Genomic DNA, 16,301 nt, shown 5'->3' on the forward strand with positions numbered 1-16,301 from the left:
TGCTCACGGATCAATGGGCAAACCGGTCAATTCCGACCTCCAGCCCAACTTCACGAAACGGAAATATCCCTACTGAAGCACCCATTCCGCTCCTGATCATGGCGACCTGGACACCGTGACTATCCATGTGAGTCGTGGATTTTCGCCCGGTATGTGGGGAATCGCTTTCTACACCTCGTGACACAGCGATCACGAGGTGTCATCGTCGTCACACCGTGACCCATTGGCCTTGTTGCAGGTCCGGCACTGTGCTGGAATTCCACGGACCGCCGCGGGATCACGAGCCGGTGCACGGGGGGCGCACACAGCGCCGAGCGGCGGCACGTCAGGGGAAACCGCGCCGGGTTTACTCACGACAACCATGGAAGGCGTATTTCAGGGCGCCTTCCATACGCCGACACCGTCTCTCCGTTCACGCGGAAGGGCGCCTGGTCCAGAGGTTGCGACGCTAGTGCAGGGACGTTTCAAGAGGGATGGCAGCGCTTCGGCGGAGCCGGAGCCACACAACGGAGCCGGTCATGGTTCCTCCCCCCAGCACGCCCAGAACCCGGGCCAGGCAGCTCTGACCGGCGAGAACGGCGAGCGGTCGACACGCCCCGGCAGTGGTGCGCCCGGCGGCAAGGGCCCGGCCACCGGTGGGCCCGCGCCCGCCATGCCGCCGGTGCGGCCCGCCAAGGGGTCGACCGGCCCCGGCGCGCGGATAGCGCTGCGCAACTGGCGAATCTCGACCCGTCTGGTCTCGCTGCTCGCGCTCCCCGTGGTCGCGGCGACCTCGCTCGGCGCGCTGCGCGTCGGCGACAACATGAACGACATCCAGCAGCTCGACAACATGCGGCTGCTGACCGACATCACCAAGCAGGCGACCGAGCTGTCGGCCGCACTCCAGGAGGAGCGCGACCAGTCGGCCGGTCCGCTCGCGCACGGCCAGCCCGCCAGTGACTACAGCGTCAAGGGCGTACGCGACAAGACCGACCGGGCCCTCAAGAACTTCACCGACGGCGCCGAGGAGATCAACGCCGCCAGCAAGACCGGCAGCCTCGTGGGTGTCCGCGCCACCCTCGTCGGGCTTGTCGCCCAGCTGAACAAGATCACCGAGATCCGCAGCACCGCCTACGACGTCCAGGACAACTCGACGCAGACGGTCGAGGCCTACCACCGGCTCGTCACCCAGTTGCTCGGCCTCTCCCAGGACATGGCCGAGGCGACCAACAACACCGAGATGATCACGCGCACCCGCTCGCTGGCCGCCTTCTCCTCGGCCAAGGAGTACGCGTCCATCCAGCGCGCGGTCATCGCGGCGGCACTGCCCGACAACAACAGGGACCGCGGCAAGCTCTCGGAGAACGACCGGCTGTACGCCGAGTCGGCGCAGAGCAGCCAGGACTCCGAACTCGACAGCTTCAAGGCCATCTACGGCGACGGCGCCGAGGACCTCCTCAAGACGATCGACGACGGCAGCCCGACGATCACGGCGGCCGACCTCTACGCCAAGCGCATCCTGCAGAGCAAGGACGGCATCCAGGGGCTCCAGACGCGCTCCTACAAGGACTGGATCGACGACGACACGTCGAAGATCCAGGCGATGAAGACCATCGAGATCACGCTGCTCAACCAGATGGAGCAGAAGGCCCGTGAGCTGCGCAACCAGGCCGAGCAGGAAGCGATCATCTCCGGTGCGCTGATCCTGCTGGTGCTCGGTGTCTCACTGGTCGGCGCCTTCGTCGTCGCCCGGTCCATGATCCGCTCGCTGCGCCGGCTCCAGGACACCGCGACCAAGGTCGCCCAGGACCGGCTGCCCGAGCTGGTCAAGCAGTTGTCGGAGTCCGACCCGCAGGACGTCGACACGTCCGTCGAGTCGGTCGGTGTGCACTCCCGGGACGAGATCGGCCAGGTGGCCGCGGCCTTCGACGACGTGCACCGCGAGGCCGTCCGCCTCGCCGCCGAGCAGGCCCTCCTGCGGGGCAACGTCAACGCGATGTTCACCAACCTCTCGCGCCGCTCCCAGGGCCTCATCCAGCGTCAGCTCTCGCTCATCTCCGAACTGGAGTCCCGCGAGGCCGACCCGGACCAGCTCTCCTCCCTCTTCAAGCTCGACCACCTCGCGACCCGTATGCGCCGGAACGGCGAGAACCTCCTCGTCCTCGCCGGTGAAGAGCCGGGCCGCCGCTGGACCCGCCCGGTCCCGCTGGTCGACGTGCTGCGCGCCGCGGCCTCCGAGGTGGAGCAGTACGAGCGCATCGAGCTGTCGTCCGTACCGACCACCGAAGTGGCCGGCCGGGTCGTCAACGACCTCGTGCACCTGCTCGCCGAGCTGCTGGAGAACGCCACGTCGTTCTCCTCCCCGCAGACCAAGGTCAAGGTGACCGGTCACGCGCTGCCCGACGGCCGCGTCCTGATCGAGATCCACGACACCGGCATCGGCCTCTCGCCCGAGGACCTCGCGGCGATCAACGAGCGGCTCGCCGCGCCGCCCACCGTGGACGTGTCGGTCTCCCGCCGCATGGGTCTGTTCGTGGTCGGCCGCCTCTCGCAGCGCCACGGCATCCGCATCCAGCTCCGTCCGTCCGACTCCGGTGGTACGACCGCGCTGGTCATGCTCCCCGTCGATGTCGCCCAGGGCGGCAAGAAGCCCGCTCCGGGCATGGCCGGCCACGGCGGTGCCCCCATCGGCGGTCCCGCCGCCGCACAGGCCTCCGCCGGTGTGGCCGCGGCCCGCCGGGGCGGTGGCCAGGGCGCTCCCGCCGGTGGCGGGCTCCTCGGCGCCGGTGGCGCGCCGCGCGGTCAGGTCGGCTCGGGCCAGGGCGCGCGGGCCGCGCTGCCCGGCGCGGGCGGTCGTCCGGGCGGCCAGGGCGGGGCGCCGCGTGGACCCCAGGGTCCCGGTGCTCCTCAGCAGGGCGGCAGGCCGGCGCCCGCCGGTGTCGGCGCCGGCGGCTTCGGCGGCCAGGCGCCGGCCGCTCCCCAGGGCCTCCAGGCCTCGGGCGGCTTCGGTGACGGGCCCGGCGCTCGGCAGAACCAGGACGCCTTCGGCAACAACGCCGGACGCCAGGACACCTTCGGCGGCTCGCGTGGCCCCGTACCGCCACAGCGCGGGGAGGGACCGGGCGGCGGGCGCCGTCCGCAGCTCCCGCCGCGTGGCGGTGCGCGTCCGGAGCTGCCCGGTGGGGGCAACGCGCCGTCGCGTCCGAGCTGGAGCGACGAGAACGCGCAGCCTCCGGTGCCGCGTGCCTCGCTGGACACCCCGCGCGGTCACGAGGAGCCGGACTCCACGTCACGGATGCCCCGTATCGACGACCGGCACGGCCCGGCCGCGACCGCGGAGATTCCCCGTCTCGACAGTCCCCAGAACCCGGCTGCCACCTCCGAGTTCCCCCGCCCCGACTTCAACGCCCCGCGTCCGGGCAGCCCTTCGGACACCGGCCAGTTCCCGCTGCCCGGCTACAACGGCTCCGGCGACACCAACGGGCAGCAGAACAACGGGTCGTACGTCCGTCAGGATGTCTTCGGCACCGCGCCGAGCGCGCCGCAGGCTCCCCAGAACCCGCAGGGCAACGGGCAGTTCGGGCCCTCGTCGTACGACAGCGGTTCGACGGGCCAGTTCCCCGCGCCGACCGGGTACGACTCCGGCTCGACCGGCCAGTTCCCGGCGCCCTCCGGCTTCGACGGCCGCAGCCCGGCGCCCCGCCGTCAGCAGGACCCGTCGTCCACCGGCCAGTTCGAGCGCCCGCAGCCGGGCCCGGACCGCGGTCCCGCGGAGTTCGGCGGTCCCCGGCCGCCGGTCCCGCCGCGCCCGGCGCAGCCGGAGGCCCTGCCGCCGGCGAGCGGCCCCGGTGACGGGCGGACTCCGCTGTACGACACCCTGGAGACCAACTGGTTCCACGGGCAGGGTCAGCAGCAGCCGTCCAACGGCAACGCCGGCAACGGGAACAGCAGCAACGGGAGCAACGGCAACGGTTCGGCGCTCTCGCAGCCGTCGTCCGCCGCGCCGACTCCGCCGCGTCCGGCGGCCGCGCCGGCCGCGACCGGCTCCTGGCGCACCTCGCCCAACGACGAGCTGGTCCGGCAGGCCGAGCGGGTCCGCCAGCCGGCCGCCGGTGGCGTCACTACTTCCGGCCTTCCGCGCCGGGTCCCGCGTGCGAACCTCGTACCGGGTACGGCTCAGCAACAACAGCACCAAAGTGGTCCGGCGGTTTCCCGTGCGCCCGATGACGTGCGCGGCCGGCTGACCAATCTCCGTAGGGGCATCGCCCAGGGGCGGCAGGCCGGTACCGGCTCCGACCAGACAGGCAGCTTCCCCAGCCCCACTCACCAGCAGGAGCGATAGTTGAGCCAGATGAGCCAGGCGGCGCAGAACCTCAACTGGTTGATAACCAACTTCGTGGACAACACCCCCGGTGTGTCCCACACCGTCGTCGTGTCCGCCGACGGACTCCTTCTGGCGATGTCGGAGGGGTTCCCCCGGGACCGCGCCGACCAGCTCGCCGCGGTCGCCTCCGGGCTCACCTCACTGACCGCGGGTGCCTCGCGCATCTTCGAGGGCGGCACGGTGGCCCAGACGGTCGTGGAGATGGAGCGCGGCTTCCTCTTCCTCATGTCCGTCTCGGACGGATCGTCGCTGGCGGTCCTCTCCCACCCCGAGTGCGACATCGGCCTTGTCGGCTACGAGATGGCACTGCTGGTCGACCGGGCGGGCGCGGTGCTCACTCCCGATCTGCGTGCCGAACTACAGGGCAGTCTGCTCCACTGACCGCTCCGGATACACCCGCCTCATCACAACACCGTCCGGCCGCCACACTCCCCCACCGGCCCTGTCAGACGGCACGACTGACCGACGCTGTCCCGCCCGGAGGATTCATGACCCCGCCCACCGCCTCTCATGATCCGTACGCTCATACGTACGAGGAAGAGGGCGACCAGCCGCTGGTAAGGCCGTACGCCATGACCGGCGGCCGGACCCGGCCGCGCTACCAGCTCGCCATCGAGGCGTTGATCAGCACGACGGCCGACCCGGCCCAGCTGATGGGACTGCTGCCCGAGCACCAGCGCATCTGCCACCTGTGCCGTGAGGTCAAGTCGGTGGCCGAGGTGTCGGCGCTCCTCGCCATGCCCCTGGGCGTGGCCCGCATCCTCGTCGCGGACCTCGCCGAGGCCGGACTGGTCGCCATTCACCAGCCGGGCGGCGACGAGAACAACGGCGGTGCACCTGCGGTGACACTGCTCGAAAGGGTGCTCAGTGGACTTCGCAAGCTCTGACGGGGGCCGGGCCACCACCTCCGCGAAGATCGTGGTCGCGGGTGGGTTCGGCGTGGGCAAGACCACGTTCGTGGGCGCCGTCTCGGAGATCAACCCGCTGCGTACCGAGGCCGTCATGACGTCGGCCTCGGCGGGTATCGACGATCTCACCCACACCGGTGACAAGACCACCACCACGGTGGCCATGGACTTCGGCCGTATCACCCTGGACCAGGACCTGATCCTGTACCTCTTCGGTACGCCGGGCCAGGACCGTTTCTGGTTCATGTGGGACGACCTGGTGCGCGGCGCGATCGGCGCCGTGGTCCTGGTCGACACCCGCCGGCTCGCGGACTGTTTCCCCGCGGTCGACTACTTCGAGAACAGCGGCCTGCCGTTCGTCATCGCCCTCAACGGCTTCGACGGACACCAGCCGTACAACCCCGAAGAGGTGCGCGAGGCGCTCCAGATCGGCCCGGACGCCCCGATCATCACGACGGACGCCCGGCACCGCTCGGACGCGAAGAGCGCGCTGATCACTCTGGTCGAGCACGCCCTCATGGCGCGCCTGCGGTAACGAGGCCGGCACAGGCAGTGCAATTCGGCTATGTCCTACAGTAGTTGTCGTAGATACACCGGAGTCGACTGTGTCCTTTGACACGGTCGACCCCGGTGTTCATAACGTTTCGACAGAGATATCTGGTGGTACGGCCACGCGTCGCGGTCGCCCGGTCTCGCTGCGCTCACATCGGCCCCGCCTTTTGGCGGGGCTCGTTCTTTATGACCGTTTTATCTGGGCCTTACATCGGTATTGATCTTTACATTCCGACGTTTGGAATAGGTAAGGCCGACGTGCTGGAATGCCTGAACTGCCCAATAGTCAAAGACGTACCCCTGTGGAGGGTCTTTGACTTAACGGCTCTGAGAGACTGCGGCACAACGTTGGTGCCTTCCGCCGAGAGGTTGTTGGTCGAGTGAGGCGAAGCAAGAACGGTCCCGAGCCGTCGGCCCGGGGCAACTTCACCCCGCCGCCGCGCGGAGCGGCGCCCGCCCCTGTGCCCGGCTCGGAGCCGATGGCGCCCCCCGCTCCGAGCGGCAGCCGTTTCTCCCCCCGCAACTGGCGGGTGCCGACCAGGCTGAACGCGATCCTGCTCATACCCGTGGTCGTCGGCCTCATCATGGGCGGCTTCCAGGTGAAGAGCTCGATCGACACCTGGCAGCAGGCCGAGGACGCGGAGAAGACCGCGCGCCTCGTGCAGGCCGCCCTGGTCTACGGCGACGCTCTCTTCCAGGAGCGTGACATCACCGCGGCCCCCCTGCTCCAGGGCAAGGGCGAGGACGACGAGACGGTCGTCAAGGCCCGCGCGGTCACCGACAAGGCCGCCGACGCCTTCGACGCCGCCGCGCAGAACATCCCCCAGCGGTCGAGCCTCGTGCGCCGCCTGAAGCTGTTCCGCGAGGTCGAGCCCCAACTGGAGACGGTCCGGGCGGCTGCCTACACCTCCAGGCTCACCGGTGTGCAGTCCGAGGAGAGCTACACCGCCGTCACGCACTCGCTGATGGAGTTCTCCAACGAGCTGGGCCTGGGCACCGGCAACAAGACGTACTCGACCTCCTACGGCCGTATCGTCTACGCCCTCTCGCTCACCAAGGCCGCGCTGTCGCTGGAGCGTGCCATCGGCATGCACCTGCTGATCAAGCCCGGCCCCGGCGCGAGCAGCTTCCAGAGCCAGCGCATCGCCCTCTCCTCGTACGCGTACCTGGAGCGGATCGCCATCGCCGAGTACATCGGCGGCGGTACCGCGGCGGACGCCAAGAAGCTGGAGGACGCCGGCGTCCAGGTCAGGGCCCAGGGCAAGCAGATGGCCGAGCAGGCCGCCGCGGCCGCTCAGGCCAAGGGCGAGACGTACGTCCCGCCGCCCTCCGACCCCAGCCGGATGATCTCGGCGCTCGCCGCGCTCCCCACGACCGACGCCAGTGCGCGGGCCGGCCTCGCGGCCAGCGGCATCACGCCGCAGAACTGGTGGGCGGTCAACACGCTCAAATACAACATGTACCTGAAGATCGAGTCGAACCTCTCGCAGAGCGCGGTGGACGAGGCCGCGAGCATCTCGGACGCCGCCAAGCGTGACGCGTTCATCGTGGGTGCCGCCGTCGTGGTCGCCCTGCTCGCCGCGTTCATCCTGGCCGGCATGGTGGCCCGCCAGATGAGCCGTTCGATGCGCCAGCTCCGCAACGCCGCCTTCGGTATCGCCGAGCAGCGCCTGCCGATGCTGGTCGACCAGCTCTCCCGCACCGACCCCGGACGTGTCGACACCCGGGTCGCCGCCATCCCCATCAACACCACGGACGAGATCGGCGAGGTCGCCCGCGCCTTCGACCAGGTCCACCGCGAGGCGGTCCGGCTGGCCGCCGAGCAGGCCCTGCTCCGGGGCAACATCAACGCGATCTTCACCAACCTGTCGCGCCGCAACCAGTCCCTGATCGAGGGCCAGCTGACCCTCATCACCGACCTGGAGAACAACGAGGCCGACCCGGACCAGCTGGAGAACCTCTTCCGCCTGGACCACCTCGCGACCCGTATGCGCCGCAACGGCGAGAACCTCCTCGTCCTCGCCGGCGAGGAGCCGGGCCGCCGCTGGGACCAGCCGGTCCCGCTGGTCGACGTGCTGCGCGCCGCCTCCTCCGAGGTGGAGCAGTACGAGCGCGTCGAGCTGTCTGGCGTACCGGAGGCCGAGATCCACGGCCGCGCGGTCACCGACCTCGTGCACCTGCTCGCCGAGCTGCTGGAGAACGCGACGACGTTCTCCTCCCCGCAGACCAAGGTCCGGGTCACCGCGACCCGGCTGCCCGACGGCCGCATCATGGTCGAGATCCACGACAAGGGCATCGGCCTCACCGCCGAGGACTTCGCGGACATCAACCACAAGCTGGCCAACCCGCCGACCGTGGACGCCGCGATCTCCCAGCGCATGGGTCTGTTCGTGGTCGGCCGGCTGTCCGACCGGCACGGCATCCGCGTCCAGCTCCGCCCCTCGGGCGAGCAGGCCGGCACGACCTCGCTGGTCATGCTCCCGGACGCCATCACCCACGGTGGCGGTGGCGAGCAGCAGATGCAGCGCGACGAGTTCACCGTCTCGCAGATCATGCCGGAGCAGCAGCAGCAACAGCAGCAGTACATCGGCGAGAGCTTCCAGGCCCCGCAGACGCAGCCGATGCGTACGGCGGCCGAGCTCGGCTTCGACGACAGCCGCTACACCGAGATACCCGACGACATCCGCGAGCTGGACCCGGTGGGCCGCTCCCTGATGCGCGAGGAGCGCAAGGCCCAACTGGAGGCCCAGGCGCACCCCGAGGCGGCCCCGCAGCACGCCGCCGAGGCCCCCGCGTACGGCGACGACTTCAGCGCGCCGAACGGCCAGACCCCGGTCCTGGAGGAGCCCTTCGCCGGGTTCGACCAGCAGACCGCGTACGAGGAGGGTCAGCAGCCCTCGTACGAGGAGCCGTACTTCAACGGGAGCGACGGCTTCCCGCTGCCGGACGGCTTCCAGACGAACGGCAGCGAGTACCCGTCGGCGAACGGCAGCGCGTACCCGCCGGTGAACGGCGGCTACGCGTCCCCGAACTGCGACGGCGGCTACCCGGAGCCCGCGTACCCGGAACCGGTCCAGGAAGAGCCCGCCCCGGCGCACGCGTCCGCCCCGGAGAGCTTCTCGGCCTTCGAGGAGCGGCGGCACCAGGATGACTGGCCGCAGCCGGACGGTTACCAGAACGGGCTCGGCTCCGAGTACGCTCCGGAAACGGAACCCACGCAGGCCGCTGACGTGAGTGAGCGGAATCACGTAGGCTTCGAGCGTCCGGGACCGGCGCCCTCCGCCGCCCACGCGCTGACCGATGCCGGGCTCCCCCGCCGTGGATCCACCACGAGCGGCACCAGCAACGGCAACGGCACCTCCGGGCAGCATGTGGGCCTGGAGACTCCGGCACCCGCCCCCGCCCCCGCGGAGCAGAACAGCACCGCGAACGGGAACGGAACCGGTCCCGACGACTGGCGTTCGTCCAACGACGAGCGCTGGCAGCAGGCCTCACAGCTCCGCAAGCCCAAGGCGGGCGGGGTGACCTCCTCCGGCCTGCCGCGCCGGGTACCGAAGGCCAACCTGATCGAGGGTGCCGCGGAAGCGACTCCCCAGAGCGGCCCTTCGGTCTCTCGCGCCCCCGAGGACATCCGGGGCAGGTTGAGCAACCTGCGCCGGGGCGTCCAACGAGGACGCACCGCAGGTAGTGAGACGAACGGCCAGGCCACCAGAAATCACCACGGTGGGCCTGACAGCACCTACAACCAGGAGCGTTAGTGTGAGTCCGATGAGCCAGGCGGCGCAGAACCTGAACTGGTTGATCACCAATTTCGTGGACAACACCCCCGGGGTGTCGCACACCGTGGTGGTCTCCGCCGACGGACTCCTTCTGGCGATGTCCGAAGGCTTTCCGCGTGACCGTGCGGACCAGCTCGCCGCTGTCGCCTCCGGTCTGACCTCCCTCACCGCGGGTGCCTCGCGCATCTTCGAGGGCGGCAGCGTGAACCAGACGGTTGTGGAGATGGAGCGGGGATTCCTGTTCATCATGTCCGTATCCGACGGTTCCTCCCTCGCGGTCCTCGCGCACCCGGAGGCCGACATCGGTCTCATCGGGTACGAGATGGCACTTCTGGTCGACCGGGCCGGTACGGTCCTGACACCCGATTTGCGTGCGGAGCTCCAAGGGAGCCTTCTCAACTAGCAGTCAGACGGTGCGTTTTGGCGTCCCGGGGCGATAGGTTTCGGACGCGGCTCCACAGTGATGCGGTGCCCGGCACAGTCGGAGGAGGAGAAGAAAGTGGCAACACCCCCAGGCGGTTCGCCCTCGGGCAACTGGTCGTACGGCCCTGGCCAGGGTCAGGGCCAGGGTGACCAGAACCGGTACAACTTCCCCTCCGCACCCAGCCACCGCCGGCAGCAGCCGTACGCGCCCCAGAACCCGCAGGGTCCCGGGCAGTCGCCGTACGACCAGCCGCCGGCACCCCGTATCCAGCCCGTGCAGCCGCAGCGCCGTTCCTCGGAGCCGTCGCCCGCCGGGGGTGCGAGCAATCCCCTGGTGCGTCCCTACGCCATGACCGGCGGCCGGACGCGCCCCCGTTACCAGCTCGCCATCGAGGCGCTGGTGCACACCACTGCGCAGCCGCACCAGATGCAGGGCCAGTTGCCCGAGCATCAGCGAATCTGCAACCTCTGCCGAGAGATCAAGTCGGTGGCCGAGATCTCGGCGTTGCTGACCATCCCCCTCGGCGTGGCCAGGATCCTCGTCGCCGACTTGGCGGAGGCAGGCCTGGTCGCCATCCATCAGCCCGGCGGCGACGAAAGCGCCGGCGGGCAGCCAGACGTGACTTTGCTCGAAAGGGTGCTCAGTGGACTTCGCAAGCTCTAGCGGAGGGCCTTCCCGCTCCACCACGTCCGCGAAAATCGTGGTGGCTGGCGGCTTCGGCGTGGGCAAGACCACGTTCGTCGGGGCCGTCTCGGAGATCAATCCGCTGCGTACCGAGGCCGTGATGACGTCCGCGTCCGCGGGTATCGACGACCTGACGCACACCGGGGACAAGACGACGACGACCGTCGCCATGGACTTCGGCCGCATCACCCTGGATCAGGACCTGATCCTTTACCTCTTCGGTACGCCCGGCCAGGACCGCTTCTGGTTCATGTGGGACGACCTGGTGCGCGGTGCGATCGGCGCGATCGTCCTCGTGGACACGCGGCGCCTCGCCGACTGTTTCCCGGCGGTCGATTACTTCGAGAACTCGGGGCTTCCCTTCGTGATCGCCCTGAACGGGTTCGACGGCAACCAGCCGTACAACCCGGACGAGGTCCGGGAGGCTCTGCAGATCGGGCCCGACACGCCGATCATCACTACGGACGCTCGTCATCGTGCCGATGCGAAGAGTGCGCTGATCACTCTTGTGGAGCACGCGTTGATGGCTCGGCTTCGGTAGTCGGACGGTTTTGCGGCCACTGGGCTGCCACGGACGGTTGTACGCCGTCTGCGGCAGCCCAGTGGCTTGTCGCGCAGTTCCCCGCGCCCCTAAAAGACGGGGCTGCGCCCCTGTCTTTTGTCCTTTGGGGGCGCGGGGAACTGCGCGATCAGCCCCCACCGGCCCGCAGCCGACGCACATACGAAAGGGTCCCCTTCCCGCACCGCGGGGAAGGGGACCCTTTCGTCAATGAGGCTCAGCGCCAGCTGTGCGGGGCGCGGAAGCCCCCCTCGCGCTCCAGTCGGCGCCAGCCGGCCCGCGGGTGCCGGTGGGCCTCGGGAGCCGCCGGCGCGGATGCCGCACGGGCCAGCAGGATCGCCGTGATGGCGGCGACTTCCTCGGGCCCGGCATGGCCCTTCTCGACGCGAATGTCAGAGGTGTTCATAGGTCACAGTCTCCGTGAGAGAGGTTTCCGCGGATGGACCGCGAAGGATCCACTGGGTTACCAGGCGGGGGTCACTGCGGGGGGTTGCCGTGCTTTCGCGAGGGCAGGTCCGCGTGCTTGGACTGCAGCATCGCGAGCGACCTGATGAGCACCGAACGCGTCTCGGCCGGGTCGATGACGTCGTCGACCAGACCGCGCTCGGCGGCGTAGTAGGGGTGCATCAGCTCGGACTTGTACTCCTTGACCATCCGAGCCCTCATCGCCTCGGAGTCCTCGGCGTCCGCGATCTGGCGGCGGAAGATGACGTTGGCGGCACCTTCGGCGCCCATCACGGCGATCTCGTTCGTCGGCCAGGCGTAGGTGAGGTCGGCGCCGATGGACTGGCTGTCCATGACGATGTAAGCGCCTCCGTACGCCTTGCGCAGGATCAGCGAGATCCTCGGAACGGTCGCGTTGCAGTAGGCGTAGAGGAGCTTCGCGCCGTGCCGGATGATTCCGCCGTGCTCCTGGTCGACACCCGGAAGGAAGCCGGGGACATCCAGCAGCGTGACGATCGGGATGTTAAAAGCGTCACACATCTGGACAAAGCGCGCAGCTTTTTCCGACGCCTCGATGTCCAGGACACCCGCGATGCTCATCGGCTGGTTGGCGACGATGCCGACGACCTGGCCGCCGAGCCGGCCGAGCGCACAGATGATGTTGCGGGCCCAGCGCTCGTGGATCTCCAGGTAGTCGCCGTCGTCGACGAGCTCCTCGATGACCTTGGTCATGTCGTACGGACGGTTGCCGTCGACCGGAACGAGGTCCAGCAGGACGTCGCTGCGCCGGTCGGCCGGGTCCTCGGACTCGACGCGCGGCGGGTTCTCGCGGTTGTTCTGCGGGAGCATCGCGAGGAGGTAGCGGACCTCGGCGATGCAGGTCTCCTCGTCGTCGTACGCGAAGTGCGCCACGCCGCTGGTCCCGGCGTGCACGTCGGCGCCGCCGAGGCCGTTCTGGGTGATCTCCTCGCCGGTGACCGCCTTGACGACGTCCGGGCCGGTGATGAACATCTGCGAGGTCTCGCGGACCATGAAGACGAAGTCGGTGAGGGCGGGACTGTAGGCCGCGCCGCCCGCGCACGGGCCGAGCATCACGCTGATCTGCGGGATGACACCGGAGGCCTTGGTGTTGCGCTGGAAGATGCCGCCGTACCCGGCGAGGGCCGAGACGCCCTCCTGGATACGGGCGCCGGCGCCGTCGTTGAGCGACACCAGCGGGGCCCCGGCCGCGATGGCCATGTCCATGATCTTGTGGATCTTCGTGGCGTGGGCCTCGCCCAGCGCGCCGCCGAAGATCCGGAAGTCATGGGCGTACACGAAGACCGTACGGCCCTCGACCGTGCCCCAGCCGGTGATGACACCGTCGGTGAACGGCTTCTTGGTCTCCAGGCCGAAGCCGGTCGCGCGGTGCCGGCGCAGTTGCTCGACCTCGTTGAAGGAGTCCGGGTCGAGGAGCAGTTCGATGCGCTCCCGGGCGGTCAGCTTGCCCTTGGCGTGCTGCGCCTCGGTGGCCTTCTCGCTGGGGCCGGCCAGGGCCTGCGCACGGATCTGGTGCAGCTCGGCCACGCGCCCGCGTGCGTCCGTCGGCTCCCCCGTCGGCTCGCCCGTGGACTCACCCTGCGCCTCATCCAAAACGGTCATGTAGCGACCTTACGAAGCCGAGCGAGAAAACCGGGCCGTCGACTCCGTACAGTCTCCGGCGCGTTTTCCTGGTAGCACCTGACAGAACAGCAATCACATGCAGCCAACCCGACTGCTCAGAGGGCATACTGGTTGTTGGGTTCCCACAAAGCCGTCGAGTGAACATCGAGTGGCGCACGAGTACGGGTCGAGTACAGGACGAGTACGGCACGAGCGTGTCACGAGCCGGGGGCGAGCAGTGCGCGCGGATGGCGGACAGGGGATGCGCGCGTGCGGTGCGACAGGGCCGCTCGTGCCCGGCGGACAGGATTACGCCACTCGGGGTAACCGCGCGAATACCCCAAGGATAAGGTTGAAAATTGAACGGAATAGGTCTACGGTTCATCTCGTTGGACTGATTCAAGATTCAACAACACGTCTCAGGGAGTGCACGTCATGAGCATCTTCAGCCGCAAGAGCAGCGCCGCCGGCTCCACCGCCGCCTCGTCCGTCGCGACCGCGGTGGCCCCCGGGCTCGCCGCGCTGACCGGCGACTACACGATCGACCCGTCCCACAGCACCATCGGTTTCGTCGCCCGGCACGCCATGGTGACGAACGTCAAGGGCAGCTTCCAGGAGTACGAGGGCACCCTGCACCTCGACGGCACCGACCCCGCCAACTCGACGGCGTCCCTCGACATCACGATGAACAGCATCGACACGGGCTCCGCCGACCGTGACGGTCACCTGAAGAGCGCGGACTTCTTCCGCACGGACGAGTTCCCGACGATGACGTTCCGCTCCACCAAGGCGGAGTCCCTGGGCGGCGACGACTACCGCATCACCGGTGACCTGGAGATCCTCGGCACCACCAAGGAGATCTCCATCGACCTGGAGTTCAACGGCGCGGCGAAGGACCCGTTCGGCAACGAGCGCGTGGGCTTCGAGGGCAAGGCGGAGATCCTGCGCTCGGAGTGGGGCCTGACGTGGAACGCGGCGCTGGAGACCGGCGGTGTGCTGGTGTCGGACAAGATCAAGCTGAACTTCGACATCTCGGCCATCAGGAACGCGTGAGGCCACAGGTGCCGCCCCGGATGCCGCGACGCCGGCACCGGCACCAACACCGGCACCCGCGGAGCGGAGACGAACCGCCCGTCCGGTCGCTCTTCGACCGGGCGGGCGGACGTGTGTGGGCGGGAGGGGCGCGCTCTGGCGTCGCGCTCGGCTCTGGCTCTGGCTTCGGCTCTGACTCCGACTTGGCTCTGGCTCTGGCTTCGGCTCCGGCTTGGCTCTGGTTCCGGCTCCGGCTCCGGCTTCGACTTGGCTCTGGCTTCGACTCCGGCTTGGCTCCGGCTCCGGCTTGGCTCCAGCTCCGGCTCTGACTCCGGCTAACCCGGTGCGGGGTCCTCGCACGCGAGTTAGCCTCCGGTCATGACCTGGCTCCCCCGCGACTTCGTTCATCCGTCGCGCGTCGAGGTACCCGGCGGGTATCACCTGCGGCCGATTCGCGGCGCCGACGCGGCGCTCGACCACCCGACCGTCATGGGCTCGCGCGAGCGGCTGTGGAGCATCTTCGGGGAGGCCTGGGGGTGGCCGGCGGCCACCATCACCTACGAGGCGAATCTCGCCGACCTGGAGCGGCACGCCGCCGAGGCCGACGCCCACGAGTCCTTCAACTACGTACTCCTCAACGAGGACGAGACCGTCGAACTCGGGTGCGTCTACATCGATCCGCCCGAGAAGGCCGGCGCCGACGCCGAGATCTCCTGGTGGGTCGTGGACAGCGCCGTGGGGAGTGCCGTGGAGCAGGCTCTCGACGCTCTCGTACCGCGGTGGATCGCCGACGACTGGCCCTTCGTGAAACCTCGCTTCATCGGGCGCGAACTGACCTGGGCGGAGTGGCTGCGGCTGCCTGACGCGGGCGCATAGCTCAAAAGAGGCGGCTAATTTTCGCCCCTTGTGGGGTCGCTCACAGCGTTCGCATAATCCTTCAACAGATCTTGACCAGCTCATGCCAGCAATAGCACGAGCCCCATCCGTTTGCCTGTTTGGCATGAGCCTGACATTTCTGCGTATGTCCAACCCCCCACGGAAGGCATCACGTTGAAGAAGCTCATCACCGCGTGCAAGAGAGCCGCTGCCGCCGGCGCCGCCGCCCTCGCGATCATCAGCCTCCAGCCCCTCTCCTCCGCGCATGCCGCTCCGGCGCCCGTCGTCGGCGGAACCCGTGCCGCCCAGGGCGAGTTCCCCTTCATGGTCCGGCTCTCCATGGGCTGTGGCGGCGCGCTGTACACGCAGCAGATCGTGCTCACCGCCGCGCACTGTGTGAGCGGCTCGGGCGCCAACACGAGCATCACGGCCACCGCCGGTGTGGTGGACCTCCAGTCCACCTCCGGCCGTGTCCAGGTCAAGTCCACCCGGGTCCTCCAGGCCCCCGGCTACAACGGCACCGGCAAGGACTGGGCGCTGATCAAGCTCGCCCAGCCGATCAACCTGCCTACGCTGAATATCGCCACCACCCCGCAGTTCGACAACGGTGACTTCACCGTCGCCGGGTGGGGTGCGGCTCGGCAGGGCGGTGCGCAGCAGCGCTACATGCTCAAGGCGACCGTGCCGTTCATCAACGACGCCACGTGCAGCGCGTACGGCCGTGACTACAGCAGCCTCGTCGCCGACGAGGAGATCTGCGCCGGCTTCGCGTCGGGCGGGGTCGACACCTGTCAGGGTGACTCCGGTGGGCCGATGTTCCGCAAGGACGACGCCGGTGCGTTCATCCAGGTCGGCATCGTGAGTTGGGGCATCGGCTGCGCGCAGCCGAACGCTCCCGGTGTGTACACCGAGGTCTCGCACTTCGCGTCGGACATCGCCTCGGCGGCGTCCACTCTCTGATCGTCGCCGTTCGTACGGCGTCCACGGGTCCGGTGCTTCCCAGCGCCGGGCCCGTGTTTGTTTCGCCCCCGCCGCCCCT

13 protein-coding genes are annotated in these 16,301 nt (G+C 69.1%); 11 read left to right on the forward strand and 2 right to left on the reverse strand.

The genetic code is table 11. The features are described from left to right. Positions 1-451 precede the first annotated feature (451 nt). From AOK08_RS05870 to AOK08_RS05905, 8 genes are all read left to right on the forward strand, one after another. Entirely contained in the window at positions 452-4,321 is a 3,870-nt protein-coding gene (locus AOK08_RS05870) for a sensor histidine kinase (protein ID WP_055524305.1), read from the forward strand. A gap of 9 nt (positions 4,322-4,330) precedes the next feature. After that, positions 4,331-4,744: a roadblock/LC7 domain-containing protein gene (locus AOK08_RS05875; protein WP_010984127.1), complete on the forward strand. Its 414-nt coding sequence runs from the start codon at positions 4,331-4,333 to the stop codon at positions 4,742-4,744. A 107-nt stretch (positions 4,745-4,851) separates the two neighbouring features. Further along, on the forward strand, positions 4,852-5,250 hold the full coding sequence (locus AOK08_RS05880; protein WP_055524306.1) for a DUF742 domain-containing protein: 399 nt from the start codon (positions 4,852-4,854) through the stop codon (positions 5,248-5,250). Further along, positions 5,231-5,806, forward strand: a complete 576-nt coding sequence (locus tag AOK08_RS05885) for a GTP-binding protein (protein ID WP_006375318.1) — start codon at positions 5,231-5,233, stop codon at positions 5,804-5,806. Before AOK08_RS05880 ends, AOK08_RS05885 begins: the two co-directional genes overlap by 20 nt. A 397-nt stretch (positions 5,807-6,203) precedes the next feature. Beyond that, positions 6,204-9,581 (forward strand): nitrate- and nitrite sensing domain-containing protein, encoded by a 3,378-nt coding sequence (locus AOK08_RS05890; RefSeq protein WP_055524308.1) that lies wholly within the window; start codon positions 6,204-6,206, stop codon positions 9,579-9,581. A 10-nt stretch (positions 9,582-9,591) separates the two neighbouring features. Further along, the gene (locus AOK08_RS05895; protein WP_005479603.1) at positions 9,592-10,005 is read left to right on the forward strand and encodes a roadblock/LC7 domain-containing protein; all 414 of its coding nucleotides are present in this window, start codon (positions 9,592-9,594) and stop codon (positions 10,003-10,005) included. 96 nt (positions 10,006-10,101) lie between these two features. Next, a complete protein-coding gene (locus tag AOK08_RS05900) occupies positions 10,102-10,689 on the forward strand; it encodes a DUF742 domain-containing protein (RefSeq protein WP_055524310.1) in 588 nt (195 codons plus the stop codon). Then, positions 10,670-11,251: a GTP-binding protein gene (locus tag AOK08_RS05905; RefSeq protein WP_026248371.1), complete on the forward strand. Its 582-nt coding sequence runs from the start codon at positions 10,670-10,672 to the stop codon at positions 11,249-11,251. The genes AOK08_RS05900 and AOK08_RS05905 overlap by 20 nt, the downstream gene beginning before the upstream one ends. 235 nt (positions 11,252-11,486) lie before the next feature. On the opposite strand, the gene AOK08_RS05910 is transcribed toward AOK08_RS05905, so the two are convergent. Both AOK08_RS05910 and AOK08_RS05915 read right to left on the reverse strand, forming a co-directional pair. After that, positions 11,487-11,675, reverse strand: a complete 189-nt coding sequence (locus tag AOK08_RS05910; RefSeq protein ID WP_055524312.1) for an acyl-CoA carboxylase subunit epsilon — start codon at positions 11,673-11,675, stop codon at positions 11,487-11,489. Between the two features lie 71 nt (positions 11,676-11,746). Next, positions 11,747-13,354, reverse strand: coding sequence for an acyl-CoA carboxylase subunit beta (locus AOK08_RS05915; protein ID WP_055524314.1), 1,608 nt, complete (start codon positions 13,352-13,354; stop codon positions 11,747-11,749). A gap of 435 nt (positions 13,355-13,789) precedes the next feature. On the opposite strand from AOK08_RS05915, the gene AOK08_RS05920 reads away from it, so the two are divergent. The 3 genes from AOK08_RS05920 (at position 13,790) to AOK08_RS05930 (ending at position 16,222) form a co-directional block, all read left to right on the forward strand. Next, positions 13,790-14,407 carry a YceI family protein gene (locus AOK08_RS05920; RefSeq protein WP_055524316.1) on the forward strand — a complete coding sequence of 206 codons (618 nt, stop codon included), beginning with the start codon at positions 13,790-13,792 and terminating at the stop codon, positions 14,405-14,407. A gap of 357 nt (positions 14,408-14,764) precedes the next feature. Continuing rightward, positions 14,765-15,262 (forward strand): hypothetical protein, encoded by a 498-nt coding sequence (locus tag AOK08_RS05925; protein WP_055524318.1) that lies wholly within the window; start codon positions 14,765-14,767, stop codon positions 15,260-15,262. A 174-nt stretch (positions 15,263-15,436) separates the two neighbouring features. Further along, a complete protein-coding gene (locus AOK08_RS05930) occupies positions 15,437-16,222 on the forward strand; it encodes a S1 family peptidase (RefSeq protein ID WP_055524320.1) in 786 nt (261 codons plus the stop codon). The last annotated feature ends 79 nt before the right edge of the window (positions 16,223-16,301 follow it).

Source organism: Streptomyces graminilatus (assembly GCF_001418565.1).
Lineage (GTDB): Bacteria > Actinomycetota > Actinomycetes > Streptomycetales > Streptomycetaceae > Streptomyces > Streptomyces graminilatus.

Coding starts and splice junctions, on each gene's coding strand:
- AOK08_RS05910 (WP_055524312.1), bottom strand. CDS start 11,675: ATGAACACCTCTGACATTCGCGTCGAGAAGGGCCATGCCGGGCCCGAG.
- AOK08_RS05880 (WP_055524306.1), top strand. CDS start 4,852: ATGACCCCGCCCACCGCCTCTCATGATCCGTACGCTCATACGTACGAG.
- AOK08_RS05925 (WP_055524318.1), top strand. CDS start 14,765: ATGACCTGGCTCCCCCGCGACTTCGTTCATCCGTCGCGCGTCGAGGTA.
- AOK08_RS05915 (WP_055524314.1), bottom strand. CDS start 13,354: ATGACCGTTTTGGATGAGGCGCAGGGTGAGTCCACGGGCGAGCCGACG.
- AOK08_RS05920 (WP_055524316.1), top strand. CDS start 13,790: ATGAGCATCTTCAGCCGCAAGAGCAGCGCCGCCGGCTCCACCGCCGCC.
- AOK08_RS05875 (WP_010984127.1), top strand. CDS start 4,331: ATGAGCCAGGCGGCGCAGAACCTCAACTGGTTGATAACCAACTTCGTG.
- AOK08_RS05895 (WP_005479603.1), top strand. CDS start 9,592: ATGAGCCAGGCGGCGCAGAACCTGAACTGGTTGATCACCAATTTCGTG.